This is a genomic window from Lysinibacillus sp. FN11 (assembly GCF_024628845.1).
GTDB lineage: Bacteria > Bacillota > Bacilli > Bacillales_A > Planococcaceae > Lysinibacillus > Lysinibacillus capsici.
In genome coordinates, this window is the sequence record NZ_CP102383.1 from 4,482,770 (window position 1) to 4,502,531 (window position 19,762).

General features: G+C 37.4%; 19 protein-coding genes. 12 read left to right on the forward strand and 7 right to left on the reverse strand.

Features of this window, described 5'->3' with window-relative positions:
- The first annotated feature begins 193 nt into the window (after positions 1-193).
- The 3 genes from NP781_RS23520 to NP781_RS23530 all read left to right on the forward strand — a co-directional run bounded on the left by NP781_RS23520 (position 194) and on the right by NP781_RS23530 (position 2,496).
- Positions 194-988: a transporter substrate-binding domain-containing protein gene (locus tag NP781_RS23520; protein ID WP_257520935.1), complete on the forward strand. Its 795-nt coding sequence runs from the start codon at positions 194-196 to the stop codon at positions 986-988.
- 133 nt (positions 989-1,121) lie between these two features.
- Positions 1,122-1,781: an amino acid ABC transporter permease gene (locus tag NP781_RS23525; RefSeq protein ID WP_036075291.1), complete on the forward strand. Its 660-nt coding sequence runs from the start codon at positions 1,122-1,124 to the stop codon at positions 1,779-1,781.
- A complete protein-coding gene (locus tag NP781_RS23530; protein ID WP_257520936.1) occupies positions 1,774-2,496 on the forward strand; it encodes an amino acid ABC transporter ATP-binding protein in 723 nt (240 codons plus the stop codon). Before NP781_RS23525 ends, NP781_RS23530 begins: the two co-directional genes overlap by 8 nt.
- Before the next feature lie 51 nt (positions 2,497-2,547).
- Here NP781_RS23530 and NP781_RS23535 read toward each other — a convergent pair whose 3' ends face one another.
- Genes NP781_RS23535 through NP781_RS23560 form a run of 7 tightly spaced genes read right to left on the reverse strand, consistent with a single transcriptional unit; the run spans position 2,548 to position 6,715 of the window.
- Entirely contained in the window at positions 2,548-2,970 is a 423-nt protein-coding gene (locus tag NP781_RS23535; RefSeq protein ID WP_257522580.1) for a hypothetical protein, read from the reverse strand.
- Positions 2,894-3,583, reverse strand: a complete 690-nt coding sequence (locus NP781_RS23540) for a saccharopine dehydrogenase family protein (RefSeq protein WP_257520937.1) — start codon at positions 3,581-3,583, stop codon at positions 2,894-2,896. The genes NP781_RS23535 and NP781_RS23540 overlap by 77 nt, the downstream gene beginning before the upstream one ends.
- Positions 3,580-4,284 carry a class I SAM-dependent methyltransferase gene (locus NP781_RS23545; RefSeq protein WP_257520938.1) on the reverse strand — a complete coding sequence of 235 codons (705 nt, stop codon included), beginning with the start codon at positions 4,282-4,284 and terminating at the stop codon, positions 3,580-3,582. Before NP781_RS23545 ends, NP781_RS23540 begins: the two co-directional genes overlap by 4 nt.
- 33 nt (positions 4,285-4,317) lie before the next feature.
- Positions 4,318-4,797: an ATP-binding cassette domain-containing protein gene (locus NP781_RS23550; protein ID WP_263082496.1), complete on the reverse strand. Its 480-nt coding sequence runs from the start codon at positions 4,795-4,797 to the stop codon at positions 4,318-4,320.
- Positions 4,698-4,985 carry an ATP-binding cassette domain-containing protein gene (locus NP781_RS25710; protein ID WP_373880532.1) on the reverse strand — a complete coding sequence of 96 codons (288 nt, stop codon included), beginning with the start codon at positions 4,983-4,985 and terminating at the stop codon, positions 4,698-4,700. The genes NP781_RS23550 and NP781_RS25710 overlap by 100 nt, the downstream gene beginning before the upstream one ends.
- Positions 4,986-5,022: 37 nt before the next feature.
- Positions 5,023-5,766: an ABC transporter permease gene (locus NP781_RS23555; protein ID WP_257520939.1), complete on the reverse strand. Its 744-nt coding sequence runs from the start codon at positions 5,764-5,766 to the stop codon at positions 5,023-5,025.
- Positions 5,741-6,715 (reverse strand): ABC transporter substrate-binding protein, encoded by a 975-nt coding sequence (locus NP781_RS23560; RefSeq protein ID WP_257520940.1) that lies wholly within the window; start codon positions 6,713-6,715, stop codon positions 5,741-5,743. Before NP781_RS23560 ends, NP781_RS23555 begins: the two co-directional genes overlap by 26 nt.
- Positions 6,716-6,827: 112 nt before the next feature.
- Here NP781_RS23560 and NP781_RS23565 point away from each other — a divergent pair, with 112 nt between their 5' ends.
- From NP781_RS23565 to NP781_RS23605, 9 genes are all read left to right on the forward strand, one after another.
- A complete protein-coding gene (locus NP781_RS23565; RefSeq protein ID WP_257520941.1) occupies positions 6,828-7,880 on the forward strand; it encodes a helix-turn-helix transcriptional regulator in 1,053 nt (350 codons plus the stop codon).
- A gap of 676 nt (positions 7,881-8,556) precedes the next feature.
- Positions 8,557-9,018: a GNAT family N-acetyltransferase gene (locus NP781_RS23570; protein ID WP_257520942.1), complete on the forward strand. Its 462-nt coding sequence runs from the start codon at positions 8,557-8,559 to the stop codon at positions 9,016-9,018.
- Positions 9,019-9,083: 65 nt separating this feature from the next.
- The gene (locus NP781_RS23575) at positions 9,084-10,148 is read left to right on the forward strand and encodes a hypothetical protein (RefSeq protein WP_257520943.1); all 1,065 of its coding nucleotides are present in this window, start codon (positions 9,084-9,086) and stop codon (positions 10,146-10,148) included.
- A gap of 19 nt (positions 10,149-10,167) precedes the next feature.
- Entirely contained in the window at positions 10,168-11,280 is a 1,113-nt protein-coding gene (locus NP781_RS23580) for a hypothetical protein (RefSeq protein WP_004233180.1), read from the forward strand.
- 27 nt (positions 11,281-11,307) lie between these two features.
- The gene (locus tag NP781_RS23585) at positions 11,308-12,426 is read left to right on the forward strand and encodes a hypothetical protein (protein ID WP_257520944.1); all 1,119 of its coding nucleotides are present in this window, start codon (positions 11,308-11,310) and stop codon (positions 12,424-12,426) included.
- A 43-nt stretch (positions 12,427-12,469) separates the two neighbouring features.
- Positions 12,470-12,943, forward strand: coding sequence for a GNAT family N-acetyltransferase (locus tag NP781_RS23590; RefSeq protein WP_257520945.1), 474 nt, complete (start codon positions 12,470-12,472; stop codon positions 12,941-12,943).
- 199 nt (positions 12,944-13,142) lie between these two features.
- Positions 13,143-13,793 (forward strand): phage tail protein, encoded by a 651-nt coding sequence (locus NP781_RS23595; protein WP_257520946.1) that lies wholly within the window; start codon positions 13,143-13,145, stop codon positions 13,791-13,793.
- 46 nt (positions 13,794-13,839) lie between these two features.
- Positions 13,840-14,490: a phage tail protein gene (locus NP781_RS23600; protein WP_221681351.1), complete on the forward strand. Its 651-nt coding sequence runs from the start codon at positions 13,840-13,842 to the stop codon at positions 14,488-14,490.
- A 78-nt stretch (positions 14,491-14,568) separates the two neighbouring features.
- Entirely contained in the window at positions 14,569-19,743 is a 5,175-nt protein-coding gene (locus tag NP781_RS23605) for an S-layer homology domain-containing protein (protein ID WP_257520947.1), read from the forward strand.
- The last annotated feature ends 19 nt before the right edge of the window (positions 19,744-19,762 follow it).

The window sequence follows — 19,762 nt, forward strand, 5'->3', positions numbered from 1 at the left end:
GTCTTATCAGAAAATTGTGTATATAATATTCAGCTAAAATTTTTTTAGTTTATCTTGATTATTATTTCAAAAGAGTATATCTTAATTAGCAGATAGATTTTTTATTCTTCAATATGAATAAATATCCAATCAGCTATTTTCGAGAAATGTATTCTCATACACAATAAATTATAAATAAAAGGAGTTACGGTTTATGAAGAACAAGTTATTCATCATGGTGCTGGTACTAGTAATAGGTGTACTTGCAGCATGTGGGACTAAAGACAATAATGCAAGCGATACAGGATCTACTACGGATACAGAGGGTAAGCAAGTATTAAAAGTTGGTACTTCAGCAGACTATGCGCCATTTGAATATGTGGATGCAGCAAAAGGCGAAGAAATTATTGGATTTGATATTGATCTAATCAAATTAGTTGGAGAAAAAATAGGCGTTGATATGCAAGTGCAAGATATGGACTTTAACAGTTTAGTGCCAGCACTACAAGCAGGGAAAATTGATGTCGTTATTTCTGGTATGACACCGAATCCAGAGCGTGAAAAAGTGGTAGATTTCTCAGATAAATATAATGAAACAGAGCAAGTAATCCTTGTTAAAAAGGATAGCGGTATTAATAAAGAAGCTGACTTAGCTGGTAAAAAAATAGGTGTACAAACTGCATCTATCCAGGAAAACTTAGGTAATGAAATTGCGAAAAAGATTGATGTAACAGTAGAAGGACGTACGCGAATCCCTGAGATTGTGCAAGATATGATGTCTAAACGTTTAGACGCAGGTATTTTAGAGGGCGGCGTTGCGAAAGGCTATTTAAAAACGAATGATCAATTAGAAGCTTTCCCAGTGGAAGAACAGCCTGAAGATTTCAAAGCAATCGCTGTTCCAAAAGGAAGCGATTTAAAAGATAAAATTAATAAAGCTTTAAAAGAGCTAGCTGAAGAAGGCAAAATCCAAGAGCTAGAAGAAAAATGGTTAGAAAAAGTTGAATAATAATTGCGTGCGATAGCTCTACTTTTGGGCTATCGCTTGTGCTTTTCATTATTATGCTTTAAGCCTCTTCTAAATTTATGTTCGGTACAAAAAACAAAGCCACATCATGATGAAAAAGAAAGGAGGGAGCGCTGTGAATTTAGATTTTACAGCTATCGTTCCCTCTATTCCTTATATTTTAAAAGGGATAGGTGTTACACTTCAAATTGCAATCGGTGCATCCATCATCGGTTTTATCGTAGGTATACTTTTAGCATTATGTAAAATTGGTAAAGTGAATTTTTTACGTTGGTTTGCTGATTTCTATACGTCGATTTTCCGCGGTACACCGCTTGTATTACAATTACTAATTATTTATTATGCAGTACCACAATTACTAGATATCCAAATTGAGCCTATTCCAACAGCTATTATTGCTTTTGGTTTAAACTCAGGAGCATATATTTCAGAGATTATCCGTGCTGGTATCAATGCAGTTGATAAAGGACAAATGGAAGCTGCACAAGCACTGGGTATTCCATATGCAAAAATGATGAAGGATATTATTATTCCGCAAGCAGTAAAAAATATTTTACCTTCCTTAGTAAATGAATTTATTACATTAAATAAAGAAACGGCAGTTGTGACAGTAATCAGTGCATTAGATATTATGCGTCGTGCCTACATTGTAGGCGGTTCGACATACCGTTATCTTGAGCCATTACTTTTTGCAGGGGTAATCTATTACATCATGACGCTTGTTTTAACGTTCCTTGGTAAACGAATCGAGAAAGGAATGAGAAAAAGTGATTAAAATTGAAGATTTACACAAATCTTATGGGCAGAATGAAGTATTAAAGGGTATATCAACTGAAGTTAAAGAAAAAGAAGTAATTGCTATTATTGGACCTTCGGGATCAGGTAAATCGACATTTCTTCGTTGCTTAAATTTATTAGAAGCTCCGACAAGTGGGAAGGTAACGATTGCAGGGGATGTCCTGACAGATAAAGGGACAAATATAATGAAAATACGTGAAGAAGTAGGTATGGTATTTCAGCATTTTCATCTTTTCCCTCATAAAACCGTGCTTGAAAATTTAACATATGCGCCAATCAATGTGAAGGGTATAGATAAGACTACTGCTATCAACAAAGCAGAAGAGTTACTAAAGAAAGTGGGTCTGTTTGAGAAGCGTCAAGAATATCCAAATCGCTTATCGGGGGGACAAAAGCAACGTGTTGCCATTGCGCGAGCACTTGCCATGGACCCTAAAGTTATATTATTTGATGAGCCTACATCGGCACTTGACCCTGAAATGGTTAAAGAGGTATTGGCCGTTATGAAAAACCTCGCAGATTCTGGGATGACTATGTTGATTGTGACACATGAGATGGGCTTTGCTCGTGAGGTTGCTGATCGTATTCTTTTCCTTGATGGCGGCAAGCTCATTGAGGATGCTCCTCCAGAACAGTTTTTTTCAGCGCCATCAACACAGCGTGCTAAGGATTTTTTAGAGAAGGTTTTATAATAAAACAAAAGGCATTTAGCTTCTCCCTTAGATGAGAGCTAAATGCCATTTTTATTGAAAGGACCTATCAAAATGAGTCTGTAAGGTTTCTAATGTAAATAATTCCTCAATATGATAGGCTCCTGCTGGATGTTTATTGTTAAGGAGCTCGTTAGCTATAAATGCTGCAACTTTCGCTGTTACAAGTGATTCATCGCGATCAAGAAAGTCTAATGTAAAGCTTGCTTCTTTGTGATGTTTTTTCCCAATGGCTTCTATTTGTATGCCACACACATCAGAACCAATTTTTATTTTTTGAATAAGTGAAGCGAGCAAGATTTGTATACCGTTAAATTTTAATAGGCAAGCAATTCTACTCTTTTGTAAAAAGGATACAAATTTATTGAGTGGCTCAACATCAAAGCCTAATCTTGTGACGATAGGAATAGAAGGGAAATGCTGTATGCTGGTCAGAGAAATTAAATTGATACACACTTCGTTTCCCAATCTTTTTAAATTTTACGGTTCTCTTATTAGTAAAATTAGCAACCTTCTGATTGTTGTAGCTACTAAAAGGTTTATTTAATTGATGCAATATCCAAAGAATTGCTGCAGTGCCATGCGTATCGCCTGCCCCGAGTAAGATAGAAATATGCAGCTTCTCTACGGAGGATAATTGCTTTGCAGCATGCATGGCCATTAAATTGGTCAATCCTGGAGCCATACCAACACTAAATACGGCTGTTGAATGATTCTGTTCAGCTAGTAAGTGTAGTGCCTCTAACTTTTTAAGGAAGGTATAGCTTGCAGTAATATCGATATACATAATCCCTTTATTTAAGCAAAGCTGTGCAAATGCAGTATCTTTTTGCTCTAAACACATAATGACCAGTGCTACATTTTCTAATTGCTCTGGGTGCACTTTTTTCGACACATCCAATTGTAGAGGTCTTACTAAGTTATTGTGCTGGGCGCAGAAATCCTTAGCCTTTTCTATATTTCTTCCGGCAATCCATATTCTGTTAGGAGAGCTTTGCAACAATAATTTTGCAATTTTCCCTCCTACTTCACCATAGCCTCCGATGATTAAGATATTCCCATTTTTCATAAAGTAGTTTCTCCCTTAATAGCGACTAAAGCGTCAATCATATGTGTTTTAAAATAGGGAAGGATTGTCGTAAAACCAGCCTCTCCTAGTAAATTAATAAGCAATTCAAGAGTAATCGGATGGGTTGTGACGCTAAAGGATTGCTCAAAGCGTTGCCAATGATCCTCACTTATTCCGTTATGAAGCATGGAGCTTCGCCAATAACGAAGCTCGTGTTTGAATGTTGGGGAAGTTAAATCAGCATTAATCGATGAAATAAATAACACACCATTTTCATTTAAGCTATCCGCAATCTTTTGAAGCATTGTTCTCTTTTGGTCAAGGCTTTCTATGAAATGTAAAACCAAATGACAACTAGCTACATCGAAGACCTCATTTACTCTTAAGGATAGTAGATCCTTCTCAACCCACATAATAGTCGGTCGATGTGGTAGCGAGTCAATTTGTTTAGCAGCCAGCTCCAGCATTACCTTTGATGAATCGACTGCTGTGAAATGGGCAGAAGGAAATGATTTGCCTAATGTGAGTAATTCCTGTCCGCCTCCAGCGCCTACCACTAAAAATTTATTTACAGTAGTAAGATCCTGAAGTATATTGACCATCATGTCATAAATAAGGTTATAGCCTATGATTTTTTGTCGAATGGACTGTTGATAAGTGTTGACAGAAGGACTGTCCCAGTTATGTAAAGATCTATTCATTAAAATACCTCCAAAATAATTAATTTCTATGCGTTAAGATTCTGAGAGCAATTCCTTCATCTTTAAGCAATCATTCGGATGAAAGGCTGATGATTGTTTAGTGAAGTCACCCAGTATTTGTGTAGGACTATTCCCAAAAATAAGTATTCGTTGTCCAAGAAAAAGAGCCTCGTGTAAATCATGTGTCACTAATAAAACGGTTGGTTGATAGTCCAACCAAAGTGTATGGACTAACTGCAACATTTCCTTTTTTAAACGGACATCCAGTGACTGGAATGGTTCATCCATTAATAAAAGAGCTGGTTGATTAACCATCGCTCGAATAAGTGAGACTCGCTGTTTCATACCTCCACTTAATTGATGCGGATAGTGTGCTTTATTGTGATAGAGCCCTGCAATTTTTAATAATTGATTTATCCGTTCCACATCAACTGTCTCACTGACCCATGCAATATTTTCAAATACGGTGAGACTAGGAAGAAGACGTGGCTCCTGAAAAACATGCCTAAAGATCTAGTAGGAGAGCTTATTAGCCCTGAATCGGGTGATATAAACTTTGCAATAAGCCTTAATAATGTCGTTTTTCCGATACCTGAAGAGCCTAAAATACATGTCACTGTCTGAGGGGCAATTTGTAATTGAAACTGCTGAAAAATTTCCTTTTGATTTCTTGAAAAGGATAGATTCTCAAGGATTAACATAGGCTAAGCTCCTTTCTAAAGATGTACAGGAATAATACTAGATAGATTGCTTTAGTAGTCTTTGTAGGAAAAACTCCATAGCTAGACCAACTAATGCAAGTATGATTGTCCAGGCAAACACTGTTGGGGTATCAAAGAAAACACGTGCTTGACTAAGCTGCTGACCAATCCCTCCATGACCCACAATTAACTCTGACATGACAATTGTCTTCCACCCCATTCCAACTGCTATTAATAGGGCTGAATGTAAGTAAGGTGATACTTGTGGAAAATAAATATCTCTTATCACTTTCTTACGTGAAACTCTAAAACATTGAGCTATTTCGAGCAGTTCTTGAGGAGTTTGAAGTATCCCTTTCATGACATTAAAGAAAAAGATAGGCACTAAAGTGACGAAAATAATAAAGATTTGAGCACCACCCTGTTCTCCAAACCATAAAACCGTAAATAACATCCATGAAACGGGAGGGATGGATTGAGCTAATGTAATAAGCGGTTTTATAAAATCCTTTAACTTATTTGATAAACCTGCTGCGATTCCTAAAATACTACCCAATAACAAAGACAGCAGTATTCCAATAAGAAAGGACAGTATTGTAATAAAAAAGGCGGACCAAAACACAGGGTTTCCTAATAGTTTGAATAAGACAGAAACAACTACAATAGGGCTAGGTAATAGTACGTCAGGATATTTAGTAGCTAATATAATCCAGAAAAATATTAGTACGATCATGCTACCTGTTGAACGAAGTAGACTATTCATTGTAATAGAAGTCTTCATTAGGTAATGCACCACCTATAGAGTCAGGTGCAATCTCTAGTAAAATCTTAAAATAAGCTTCTGTTTCATTCCGCGCTTGTTGAGCTGTTTGAAAGTGTAAGGAGCTATTTGTTAATGCACTTTCCATGATTTTTTCATTGCTTTTGAAAAAATTACTCAATAAGGGCAAGGAAACATCAGGCTGTTGATATAAATCAGTAATTGCTTGTTCAGAAAGCGCTTGAAATTGTTTAATAGCATGTTGGTTACTAGATGCCCAAGCCTTATTTACAAAAATACCGGTTTGAGGTAATTGTTTGCTAAATTGTTTCTGCCATACTTCTTCAAAATTGATGGCAATATGTAAATCTGTCTGTAAATTAGCTTGCACTATACTTAACAATGGCTCTGGAATAACAACATGTTGAATAGCTCCTGATGCTAGTTGTTGACCAATTTCAGATAGATTGACAAAGGAGAGCTTAACACCTGGGATATTATTTTGAGCAATTAAGTAATTTGTTAAAATATCTGGTGGACCACCTTGACTAGGTACGAAAATAGTTTGATGTGCTAAATCTTCTGATTTTTGAACCTTGTCATCCGTAGAAACAAGAAACATAGAGCCAAATGTATTGACTTGAATAAGCTGTAAAGGCATACCTTTTGCATATAGATTTGCCCCCATATTAAGAGGAAGTGCAATAAATTGTGCTTGTTTTTTTTGTATTTGAGCTAAAAGGGTATCTGCTGTTTCCCAGGTAATAAGTTCAATATCCTTCTGTTGCTCTGCCAATAAGATACTTGGAAAAATAGCTGGCGATTTAGGTGCACTAATAGTAGCTTTAAGAGTTTGCTGTTCGTCTGAATTCTGATCCCCCGTGGTTGCTTGAGATGATTTCTCTGAGCAGCCACTAATAACGGCAGTTGTTAGTAAGACAATAAAAAATAAAAAATAAAATTTCTTCAAAATAGTATTCCTCCTTGTTGAACTTCTGTACAATTCAATTAAGAATTATTCTCAATTATAAACTTTCGGAAAAAAAGAACTATCCCATATTTCTGGGGGGAGGTAGGTTTTTATGAAGGAAGCACACTATTGGCAAAGAAAATCTGAACAATGCTTCAAGCACAGCAAAAATTCATTTGAATATCGTCAATTGATGATAGAAGCTCTAAGAACGCATATAAATTTTGATGCTTATTGCTGTACATTAACGGATGCACATACACTTTTTTCAGTAGGAGCAGTCACAGAAAAATCAATAGAGGCGATTCATCAGAAGATTATGGAGTTGGAATATACGACAGAAGATGTAAATAAATATGGATTCTTAGTTCAAAGTGGTCAAAACATAGGTAGGTTAAGCGATTCGTCAAGTCAAAGCTTCCGTTATAAAAAAGTGTTTATGCCCAATGGTTTTAGTGATGAAATAAGAGCTGCATTAACCTATCAAGGACAATGCTATGGGTTTTTAACACTTTTCAAAAGAGCTGAAAATGAGCAGCCTTTATTTCAAGATCAAGATCTAGTGCTTATAAAAATACTGATGCCAATTATGGGGCAATCGTTAAAGGAGTTCCATCATTATATTATTGAGGAGAGGATTCCAGCTGTAGAAGGAGAACAAGGCATTGTTATTTTTGATAAAAGTTTAAAAATTCTTTCAAGTAATACCAAAGCTTGTGAATTGCTCTCTATTTTAAGAAAGTATGAAAGTTTAGCCGATATACAAGTACCTAAGCCTATTCAAGCTATATGCGCAAAGCTACTAGCTGACAATTACAATTCAAATACTTCTTTAATAGTACCTATCAAAGATACAGGCTATATTGCTATTCGGGCATCACTTTTGCTGACAAGCCAACAAGAAAAGCAAATTGCTTTATTAATAAATGAAGCATCATCAAGAGAAATGCTCAATTTTTTAATAACGGCCTATAATCTTACCCCTAGAGAAAAGGAAGTAGTGTTTGAAATTATTAAAGGGATTCCTACAAAAGAAATTGCTCATAATCTTGATATTTCAACTTACACAGTACAAGATCATTTAAAGGTAATTTTTCAAAAAGTAAATGTCTCGAATCGGAATGAGCTAGTATGGAAGATCTTTTCCCGATTCCAATTAGATTAATAAGGTGAACAATCAAAAGAATCTGCTAGCTTTCTAGCAGATTCTTCATTGTGTTGAAAAAAATGATGTCAACTTTTCCCTATCTTTCATACTTAGCTGTAGTGAACAAAATAGCCCATTATTTGTATTACTAGAGAAAGAATAGGCTTTTTTTCATTGTAGAGAAGTGATGGGTGACAACACCTCTTCATAAGAGTAGTGAAGACCTCCACCTTATTTGAAAACCTTTGCTAAAAAGGTAACACTTTTGTGGGGCGGATTGGAAGGCTACTTGACTCCGGTGGGATAGCGAGACAGGCGAACCCTGCATGGAATGGAAGCGGATCAGCGCTCGCCTACAGGAAAGTAAGTATAATGGAATTAAATCCATTTGATAGTTAAAAAGAAGCCAATAACTACACTTTAGCTACTAGTATCACTAATCATAATAAAAGGTTAAGAAAAATTAACCTAAAAAATGGAATAAATTCATAGTGAAATCTATTGACCTATAATATAATGAAAAAAAGGCTAAAAGCCACAAAATAAATGCAATAACAGACTTTTTATTTGGGTATTAAGTAATATTTATTACTAGGATTTTAAAAATCTGAATTTTGTGATAAATGAAGTATGGGATATATAGGATATGACTCTATAATTAGTAAGCTATTCAAGAAAAGAAGAGGGCGAGAGGATGAAAGTAGAGCTTAAGTCTATTACGAAAGACGACGAGCCATTCCTTTACGAAGTCTATGCTTCTTCTCGTAGGAAAGAAATAGATTCATGGGGATGGTCTGCTGAACAAATACAGCGCTTTTTAGAAATGCAGTGGTGCGCACAGCAAACCTCATATAGACAACAATTTCCACATGCAAGCCATTGTATTATTACTTCAGATGAGCAATATGTTGGAAGGTTGTTAACAGAAGATTTACCTGAGCGACTACATATAATTGATATTTCTATTTTGCCAAGTTTTCAAGGTAATGGAGTAGGATCTTATCTCATTAGCAATCTTCAGCAAAAGGCAAAAGAAGAAAATAAACCAGTGATATTACAAGTTCTTCATACAAATCCTGCAAGAAATCTATATGAGAGACTAGGATTTCATGTAGTGTCAACTGATGAACTCTATTTAAAAATGAGGTGGCAATAAACGTATCAAGTCTTTTGAAGCTGATTCCCGTCCATTATTAAAAACTAAAGAGAGGTGAATGTGAAGTGCCAATATCAAATACGGCTTTACAGACATATGAAGAAAAGTTACAGCAAACGATTCAGTACTTTTTTAATTTAGAGGGACAGGTCGAAAGTGTCATTGTACACATTGACAGCAGTATCAAAAACTATATTCAAAAAAAAGAAAGGAGATTTTTATTAGCAAGTAAAAAGAAAGAAAAACATCTCGAAGAAGTAAGAATACTACAATCGGATTTACAAAAATCTTTAATTGGTATGGCACATATTAAACAGCTACTTGTCAATGAAATAAACACTTTGCAAAAAAATAACAGAGAATTACAGCAAACTTTAAAGAATATGCTTCCCCTACTTCCATTTGCAGTATCAAGCATCCCTTTTGAGACAAGTCTTTCTTCAAATGTTCAATTCAACATAGTGCTGTTCCTCTTAATTGAAAAAGAGATAGTAACAAAATTACCCCTTCTAACTGCAACAATTGAATCGAGTCAAGTAAATGAAATAATAGTAACCCTAGACAATTTTGATGTGAACATAAAAGAGCAAATAAATGAAGCAAAAAGCAGTGCTGCTAAATTAATGTCAATCATTATGGATACTGAAATTGAATTGGACAGACAATTTGGCGATGTCGTCTCAAATTTAAATCAAAGTGATAGATTGTCAGAATCGTCCTATACGCAACTTGATTTCATTGCTGAGATTAAAAGCAAGGGTGAGCAGTTGAAAATATGGGCCGATCATTATCAAATGCTTCATACAATGCTTGAAAAAGATATGGAATTCCAAGAGGCTGTACAACTAACGGCAAAAGTATTAAGCGAAAGTTTAGAGGAATCAGCGCAAATCTATCAAAACCAGAGAGTTTTACAAGGAGCTTATCTACTTGAAACAGGCGCGACCTATGTGACATTAGCACAAGATTTAAAGCTTTCTGAACAACATGCAAAGCTATTAGTAGCAGCATACTTATTGTTAAACCAAGAGAGCATAGTAGTAGTTGCTGAACAAGTGAATTTGGAATTGATGAAGATTGAAGCTTTTTATAAAGAAAATAAAGAATTATTTTCTTTAATTATTTCCTAAACAGAAAGGAGAGAATGCTATGCCAATTTCGGAATACCAATTAGACAATTATGTGAAGGAACTTCAACCCAGTATTAAAAATATAATTGAACTAGAAGACAAGCTTGGAAAAGCCGGTGGAGATATAGACAGTATTTTATCTAAATTAAAAGATGAAGGATTTGATCTAGGTGCATGGCTTGGTGATAATCTATTTCGGACAGATAACCCGAAAAGGAAAGAAACAGCTATTCAACTGTTAAATGACTTAAACAATGAATTAAGTAATGCGAAAATTGATTTAAATATTTTAAAGCATGATATCCAAGATGAATTAAATACTTTATTAAAAGAGTATGGGGACTGGAAAACTTACTTTGATAATAGGTTACCATTTATTGCGTTTTCCATAGCTGTACCTAAATTCCAGGCTTTTAACCCCTTTCATCGATTAATGCTAGGGTTTGTATTAACCGTCGTCTTGAAAGATATATTACTACCAATATTTGAGGTATTAGGGTTAGGTGTTGTAGGTCTTATTGTTGTGGTGGTGTTAATAGATGGAATAATTCAAGGCGAAAAAAGAATGGAGCTATTTGAAAATATCCAAAAAGAAACAAAGGCTGCCATGGAGGATGTTAAAAAGCTAAGGCAGGATATCAATGATGTGCAGGTGCAAGTAAATACCTTTTTTGAAGATGTGGCAAAGAGCTTTCAAGAAACAGGCTTGTTAACAAAGTCATATACAAACCATCAGGAGCTAGTATCGTTTGTTAAACAACAGGCTGGCACATTAAGACGTTGGTCGGATCAATATGATTCGATGAAGCGAATGATTAATAAAGGCTTAGATATTGAATTTTCAGCAGAAGTGGTTGCTGCAAATCTAGTAAATAAACAAGATGATGAAAATGAATTAGACAATTACAGCAAACTGTTAATGGGTGCCTACCTTATTGAAATGGGAGAGCCCAATAGTGTAGTTTCTCAAAAGCTTGATATGTCCTTAGAAAGAATTAAAAAAGTAAAAGCAACCTACATGTTATTTAAAATGCATACACCAGATGAGATTGCACAAGTCTTGGAAATGGATGTAAACGAGGTTATGACAATTCAAGAGACAAATAGCGATTTAATAGCAATTGTTAGCTAAAAAATAATCTTAGAATGGATGGATAATATGGCGATTACAGAAGCAACATTAACAACCTATGTCGAAGAATTACAGCCCGCACTAAAAAATATTTATGAAGTAGAAGATAAGCTTGCTGAATGTAAAGAGGGAATTGATAGCATCATTTCTAAGCTATTGGACGAGGATTTAGAAATTAGTGCATGGCTTGGTGATAATCTATTTCGTACAGATAACCCAGAGCGAAAGGCACAAGCAATTAAGCTTTTAAAAGAGCTGAAAAGTGAGTTGAGTGAAACATCAATTGACTTAAATATTTTAAAGCATGATATCCAAGATGATTTAAATAGTTTGCTAATGGAATTCCTCGAATGGAGAAAATGCTTTAAAAATACGTTGCCACTGATTTCTTTATCAATCGTTGTGCCTTCTTATAAAAAAATCGCTTTAGATAAGTATGTGGCGCTTACATTATTTGTAGTTAATCAATGGATTGGAAAAATAAAAGTGCTGGATAGCTTAGTTGCGAAACTAGGTACGCTTGGTGCAATAGCCGCTGTCCTCTACCTTATTACAGGAATTATTCAAGGAGAATTGCGGAAAGAGTATTTTGAAAATATTCAAGCAGAAACGAATAAGGCAAAAGAGGATTTAACGAAGACTAAACAAGAGATTTATCGTGGACAAAGTCAAGTTAATGCTTTCTTTAAAGATCTTGCAATGACATTTAAAGAGACAGAACTTTTACAAGATACTGTTGTAAATCATCGAGAGCTAGTTTTCTTAGTAAAGGAACAAAATTATACATTACGCAAATGGTCTGATCAATTTAATGCGATGAAACGTATGCATGAAAAAGGGATGGATTTATCAGTGGCAGCGAGTATAGCTGCAGAAGCATTATGCAAAAATGCTATGGATCAAAATGAGTTACAAAAAATCACTAATACTTTATTAGGATCGTATTTGATAGAGAACCATACGGATTTAGCCGAAATCTCAAATACTCTAAAAGTTTCTGGGGATCAAGCAAAGAAAATAAAAGCTATGTACATGTTGTTTACGAAGCATACACCTTCCGAGATAGCAAGGGTTTTGGAAATGGAAATCCAAGAAGTTGTATCTATACAAGAAGAAAATAAGGATATTTTAGCGAGTGTTGCTTGATATTGTTTGAAATTTCAGGAAAGAGGTGAGTGGCAAAGCAAAAATGAAAGATAAAGTGAAATTGCGAGTGGCATTACCTGAAGAGGAAGATACCCTTTATTCATTATTTGTATCTACAAGAAAAAATGAATTTGCCATATTAGAATTGGATGAGCAACAAATAGAAGGTTTATTACGTATGCAATATGGTGCTCAAAAAGCTTCTTATCAGCAACAATTTCCTAATGCCAACTATGAACTCATAATGTATGAAGATGTAGGTATTGGTAGATTAATAACCGAGGTACAGCAAGAAGTAATACGTCTGATTGATATTTTCATACTTCCTGAATATAGAGGGAGAGGAATCTGTACAGTGCTATTGAGGGAACTTCAACGTATAGCTCTTGAATTGAGATTGCCAATAGAATTAAATGTTTTGATGGGGAATCCTGCACAGAGGTTATATGAGAGATGTGGGTTTGTTGTGACGGGAGAGGTAGGGCCGTATGTGATGATGGCGTGGCATAGGAATTAATAAATGGTTTTTTGAATTTGAACTTGCTAAGTAGTTTTTAGCATTGGAGTTAAAGTGAGGGAATGCTGATTTTTATAAGATCGAATACTAATACGAATTTTTAAGTTAACGTGAGTGTCGGAGAACCTTTTCAAGCATATTTGAATTAAAGGAACTTTCCCACTGTAATAATAAATAAAATTAAAGTGAGGTATAAATTATGGCCGAAATGTATATAGGATCTATTGTGGCATGGTCAGCACCATTTGCTCCAAAGTACTGGGCGTTTTGCAACGGTCAAGAACTTCCAATTCAACAGAATCAAGCTTTATTTGCTGTATTAGGATTTCGATATGGTGGAGACGGACAGAATACTTTTTGCTTACCAAACCTGAATGGACGTGTACCAGTAGGTGCTTGTGGGAAATGGGGAATGGGAGGAACTATACCTCAAGGGGTCACGCCATATAATTTAGTACAGACTGGCGGTGTGGAGAAAGTAACACTTTCTCCATTAAATATGCCACAGCATACTCATAGTGCAAATACGTCTACATCTAATTTAACTGTAAGTAATATGAACGTTGCAATCCCAGCCGCCTCTCAAGGGGGAGGAAGTAATTCACCAAATAATGCAAGTCTTGCAGCTTCTGTAGATCACGGTATGGGAACAGCAGATTTTTATACGACAGGAGCTACGGATACAACCTTGAAGCCATTTCTCATCTCTGGTGGAACAGTAAGTGGGAATGTAACAACTACGATTTCTCCAGCTGGACAATCGGCGCCCTCTGCATTGGATATTCGGCAGCCTTTCCAAGCGTTGAATTATATTATTTGTATTCAAGGTTGGTTCCCTACTCCAGAATAAATAAAATCTATTTTTAAATTTAAATAAAATCAAAGTGAGGTATATTATGGCGGAGAATTACACAGGAACGATTGTAGCATGGCCAGCATCATTTGCTCCACAGGGCTGGGCATTTTGCAACGGTCAAGAACTTTCAATTCAACAGAATCAAGCTTTATTTGCTGTATTAGGAGTTCGTTATGGTGGAGACGGAAAGAATACTTTTTGTTTACCAAACTTGAATGGACGTGTGCCAGTAGGCGCGTGTGGGAATGGGGGAATGGGAGGAACTATACCACCAGGAGTCACTCCATGTAATCTAGGACAGACTGGTGGTGTGGAGAAAGTAACACTTTCTCCATTAAATATGCCACAGCATACTCATAGTGCAACTACGTCTACATCTAATTTAACTGTAAGTAATATGAACGTTGCGATTCCAGCCTCCTCTCAAGGGGGAGGAAGTAATTCACCAAATAATGCAAGTCTTGCAGCTTCTGTAGATCACGGTATGGGAACAGCAGATTTTTATACGACAGGAGCTACGGATACAACCTTGAAGCCATTTACTGTCTCAGGTGGAACAGTGAGTGGGAATGTAACAACCACGATTGCGCCAGCTGGTCAATTGGCGCCTTCTGCATTGGATATTCGACAGCCTTTCCAAGCATTGAATTTTATCATATGTATTCAGGGAATATTTCCTAGTCAACAGTAGGTGGTGCAAAATGCTAGATTCGTATACCATTTCTTTATTTGGTACATAGAGGGAATAGTTTTGTTGGAGGAGATATTTATGAGACAACGTTATAAGAAAATAGTAAGTATCCTACTAATCTTTCTATTATTTTTTCAATGGATACCCAGTGCATTTGCTGATTTTACACTAGCAACACCTCCAAGTGTAAACTATAAAGCAGTGGCTTATGGTGATGGTAAATATGTAGTTACTGATACTACTGGTAAGGCTTATTATTCAACAAATGGATCATCATGGACACAATCAACTATTATAACTGCCTTACAAACAATTAACTCAGTAGTTTATGAAAATAATCATTTTATGGCAGTTGACAATTCATCTAATTTTTATACGTCATCAGATGGGCAAACATGGACAACAGCTACTTCAGTAGATAGTAGTACCCCTCTTCATTCAGTAACATATGGATATAATAAATATGTTACTGTTGGTAATTTAGGTAATATGTATGTTTCAAGCAATGGGGTGACATGGCAAAAAAAAACCCCACAGACAAATCATCTTTATGGTGTAATATACGCTAATAATCAATTCGTCGCAGTAGGTGCTGGTGGAACGATATTAACATCTCCAGATGGGGAAAATTGGTTATTGCAAACCTCTAATACCAAAAATATTTTAAGATCTGTAATTTATGCAAATGGTCAATATGTGGTCGTTGGTCAAAATGGAACGATTCTCACCTCACCAGATGGGGTATATTGGACAATTCAATACAATTTACCAGTAGATGCAATGTCTTTCCTCTTAACTAGTGTATCTTATGGAAATGGTCATTATGTAACAGTGGCAGCTTCTGGTAAAGTATATTACTCTAAAGATGGAATAAATTGGTATGAACAAGCGGTTGGTTTAGGTAAAACTATTTTACAGGGGGTTACTTATGGAAATGGCCAGTTTGTAGTAGTTGGTAATAGTGGAACTATACTGTATGGGAATCCAGATGTACCGACTCAAGCACCCACAGTTATAACCTTAACCCCAGCGACAAATATTACGAGTACAGGTGCAACGGTAGGTGGGGAGGTAACTTTTGATGGAGGAGCCGAGATTACAGAACGTGGAATTGTGTATTCAACGAGTACCGAACCAACTACGGAGAATAGTGAGAAAGTAACTGCTATTGGAACAACGGGAGCGTTTAGTGTTGATCTATCAGGTCTTAATCCAAGTAGTACTTATTATTACCGAGCGTACGCGAAAAATTCGGTGGGGACTAGTTATGGTGAAAATGAGATGTTTGAGACACTAACTGTTTTGCCAGAATTGGGAGGCACGGTAAGCATCACAGGAGAGGCTAAGTATGATGGTGTGCTAACCGCGGATATTAGTGGTATCACGTATACACCAACAACGACAGCGGATGTGCCGACCTATCAATGGTATAGAGGGAACACGGTAATTCCAGGAGCGACCTCATTCACATATACGTTGGTAGAGGCCGATATCGGTGAGAAACTCAAGGTTACAGTTAGTGCCGATGGAACGCATGCGACAGGAAGTGTAACGAGTGGAGCGACGGCAACTGTGGAAAAAGCGAATGGTCCAAGTGCACCGTCAGCACCAACTGACGCCAGTAAAACGCCGACAAGTATTACGCTAAATGGAGTAGCAGGTCAAGAATACAGTAGAGATAACGGGACGACCTGGCAGGATAGTCCGATCTTTAGTGGACTCACTCCAGATACGGAATATATGTTTATCACGAGAGTGAGAGAAACTGCGACTCATAAGGCATCACTAGTAAGTGCAGGGGCACCAATCCAAACTCAACCTGTAGCGATTCCAGTAATAGGAGGCACGGTAAGTATTGCAGGAGAGACAAAGTATGGAAACGTATTAAACTCGGATATTAGTGGCATCACGTATACACCAATAACGTCATCAGATGTACCAACCTATCAATGGTATAGAGGGAACACGGTAATTCCAGGGGCGACCTCGTCCACGTATACATTGGTAGAGGCGGATATTGGTGAGAAACTCAAGGTTACAGTTACTGCCGATGGAACGAATGCGACAGGAAGTGTAACGAGTGAAGTGACGGCAACTGTGGAAAAAGCAGATGGACCAAGTGCTCCATCAGCACCAACTGAAGCCAGTAAAACAACAACAAGTATTATGCTACATGGAGTAGCAGGTCAAGAATATAGTAAAGATAACGGGACGACCTGGCAGGATAGTCCGATCTTTAGTGAACTTACTCCTAATACTGGGTATATGTTTATCACGAGAGTGAAAGAAACGGCAACTCATAAAGCTTCGTCAGTGAGTATAGGAACACCGATCCAAACTCAACCTGTAGCGATTCCAGTAATAGAAGGCACAGTAAGCATCGCAGGAGAGACAAAGTATGGCAGCATGCTAACCGCAGATATTAGTGGGATCACATATACGTCAACGACGATAGAAGATGTGCCAACTTATCAATGGTATAGAGGGAACACGGCCATATCAGGGGCGACCTCACCTACGTATACGTTAGTTCAAGCAGATATTGGTGAGACGATTAAAGTTACTGTCACTGCCGATGGAACGAATGCGACAGGAAGTATAACGAGTGGTGAAACAGCTTTCGTGGAAAAAGCGGATGGACCAAGTGCTCCGCCAGCCCCAATCGAAGCCGGTAAAACATCGACAAGTATTACGCTAAATGGGGTAGTAGGTCAAGAATATAGTAAAGATAACGGGGCAACGTGGCAGGATAGTCTAATTTTTAATGGACTAATCCCTGAAACGGAGTATACATTTATCACGAGAGTGAAGGAGACACCCACTCACAAGGCATCACTGGTAAGTACAGGAACATCGATCCAAACACAAACTCAAACTGTAGCGGTTCCAGAAATGGGAGGTACGATAAGCATCACGGGAGAGACGAAGTATGGAAGCGTGTTAACTGCAGATATTAGTGGGATCACGTATACGCCACCAACGACAGCAGATGCACCAACCTATGAATGGTATCGAGGGAACACGGCCATTTCAGGAGCGAACTCTTCCACATATATGTTGGTTCAAGCAGATATTGGAGAGACGATTAAAGTAAGAGCCAGTGCCGATGGAACAAATGCAACAGGAAGTGTAATGAGTGGGGAAACAACTATTGTGGAAAAAGCGGATGGACCAAGTGCTCCGCCAGCCCCAACTGTAGCCAGTAAAACATCGACAAATATTACGCTAAATGGGGTAGTAGGTCAAGAATATAGTAGAGATAACGGAACAACGTGGCAGGACAGTCCGATCTTTATTGAACTAACGCCTGATACAGAGTATACGTTTATCACGAGAGTGAAAGAAACGGCGACGCACAAAGCTTCATTAGTAAGTACAGGAACCCTAGAGAATACTTCTGTGATGAGTACGTTTACTATCTCCTACAACGGCAATACAAACACAGGGGGCACAGTTCCAACAGATAGTGAAACGTATGAGCAAGGAGAAACTGTAACAGTTCTAGGTAATATAGGAAATCTAGTAAAAGTGGGTTACACGTTTGAGGGCTGGAACACGCAAGCAGATGGAACTGGAACAGATTATGCACCAGCTTCAACTTTCATAATGGGTAGTGGAAGCATCATATTATATGCAAAATGGAATCCAGTGACTGTGACACATACGGTAAGTTTTGATGTAGACGGAGGAAGTGCTGTCTCTAATCAGACGGTAGTACATGAAGGAAAAGCAAGTCAGCCAACGAAAGCGCCAACGAAAGCGGGCTATACATTTGGTGGCTGGTATACAAGTAATGCCTACACAACACCATATAATTTTAATACTCTTATTACAGCGAACACAGTGATCTACGCAAAATGGATTATTAATAATACGGGTGGGGGCAATACTGATCCTTCACCAAATCCTGATTCTGGTTCATCAACACCTTCAACCAATGTAGAGGAAGTTGTGGTAGATGTTGAGTCTGGTGATGGCGAGCTAGTTTCTAAAACAACAATAAAACGAACAAAAAATGTAGATAACACTATAAACGATGAAGTGACATTAACGGCACAGAGCGCAACAGAGACAATTAGGAAATTAAAGGAACAAGGGAATGATAAAGCAAGGATTATTATCCCAGACGAGAAGGATCAAGTAAATCAAGTCCAAGTGTCCATTCCGAAAAATGTGCTGTCACTTTTGCAAAATGGAGCAGTCCATCTCGAAATTGTTACCGATAACGTTAGAATTGAAGTGCCACAAACTTCATTGGAAATGTTTAATGAGAATCTATACTTCCGACTCGTTCCGATAAAAGGGCATGATAAACAGCTAGAGATTGAAGAACAAGCCAAAAGGGAAACCGTTGTCCAGCAATTGGTAGAAGGTGCGGTTATTGAGTTGCTTGGTCGTCCGATGACCATCGAAACCAATATGCAAAGCCGTCCTGTTAAATTAACATTGCCGTTGCCTACAGATTTAACAGATGAACAACTTGCCAATTTGGCGATCTTTATCGAGCATAGTGATGGCACAAAAGAAGTTGTACGAGGTAAGGTTGTAGAATATCAAAAGGGAATAACAGGTTTACAGTTTGAAGTGAATAAATTCTCCACCTTCTCTATTCTCTACTTACCAGAGAAGGAAGAAGTGAAGGAGCCAGCTACTGAGGGTGTTACACATCTACCTTACATTCAAGGCTATCCAGATGGTACCTTCCGTCCAAATGCTCCTGTTACAAGAGCACAGATGGCAAGTATGTTTGCTCGTCAATTAACAGGTAATGCCATACCGCAAGCAAAGGCAACCTATACAGATACATTCCAACATGATGCTAAAGATGCAATCGAATTTGCGAAGGAGAAGGGTCTGTTTAAAGGGGTTACAGCAACTAACTTTAATCCAAACGGCTTGATTACGCGTGCACAGATGGCTACGGTGGCTGCCCGCTGGATAGAACAGCAATGTGTGGAACGTCCTGATGCCGATTTCTGTCCACCAGCCTTACAAAGTGCAGCATTCAAAGATGTGAGCGTCCATCATTGGGCAGTGAAAGCAATTGATACTGTCAATGCAGCGGAAATTATGACAGGAATAACAGCCGATACATTCAATCCAGATGGATTCTTAACACGTGCACAAGCAGTGAGGGTATTAAATCGACTGTTTGAACGTCAAGTCCTCATTGAAGATCAAATACCATTATTTAAAGATGTTCCAAAACACCATTGGGTATTTTATGAGATTCAAGAAGCCGCAAAAAAATAACCAAAAAGAGGGTACGCGA

Excerpts from the sequence above, each read along its gene's own strand:
- NP781_RS23585 (WP_257520944.1), top strand. The coding sequence starts at position 11,308 with ATGGCGATTACAGAAGCAACATTAACAACCTATGTCGAAGAATTACAG.
- NP781_RS23540 (WP_257520937.1), bottom strand. The coding sequence starts at position 3,583 with ATGAAAAATGGGAATATCTTAATCATCGGAGGCTATGGTGAAGTAGGA.
- NP781_RS23565 (WP_257520941.1), top strand. The coding sequence starts at position 6,828 with ATGAAGGAAGCACACTATTGGCAAAGAAAATCTGAACAATGCTTCAAG.
- NP781_RS23580 (WP_004233180.1), top strand. The coding sequence starts at position 10,168 with ATGCCAATTTCGGAATACCAATTAGACAATTATGTGAAGGAACTTCAA.
- NP781_RS23570 (WP_257520942.1), top strand. The coding sequence starts at position 8,557 with ATGAAAGTAGAGCTTAAGTCTATTACGAAAGACGACGAGCCATTCCTT.
- NP781_RS25710 (WP_373880532.1), bottom strand. The coding sequence starts at position 4,985 with ATGTTAATCCTTGAGAATCTATCCTTTTCAAGAAATCAAAAGGAAATT.
- NP781_RS23590 (WP_257520945.1), top strand. The coding sequence starts at position 12,470 with ATGAAAGATAAAGTGAAATTGCGAGTGGCATTACCTGAAGAGGAAGAT.
- NP781_RS23605 (WP_257520947.1), top strand. The coding sequence starts at position 14,569 with ATGAGACAACGTTATAAGAAAATAGTAAGTATCCTACTAATCTTTCTA.
- NP781_RS23595 (WP_257520946.1), top strand. The coding sequence starts at position 13,143 with ATGGCCGAAATGTATATAGGATCTATTGTGGCATGGTCAGCACCATTT.
- NP781_RS23520 (WP_257520935.1), top strand. The coding sequence starts at position 194 with ATGAAGAACAAGTTATTCATCATGGTGCTGGTACTAGTAATAGGTGTA.
- NP781_RS23600 (WP_221681351.1), top strand. The coding sequence starts at position 13,840 with ATGGCGGAGAATTACACAGGAACGATTGTAGCATGGCCAGCATCATTT.
- NP781_RS23555 (WP_257520939.1), bottom strand. The coding sequence starts at position 5,766 with ATGAAGACTTCTATTACAATGAATAGTCTACTTCGTTCAACAGGTAGC.
- NP781_RS23545 (WP_257520938.1), bottom strand. The coding sequence starts at position 4,284 with ATGAATAGATCTTTACATAACTGGGACAGTCCTTCTGTCAACACTTAT.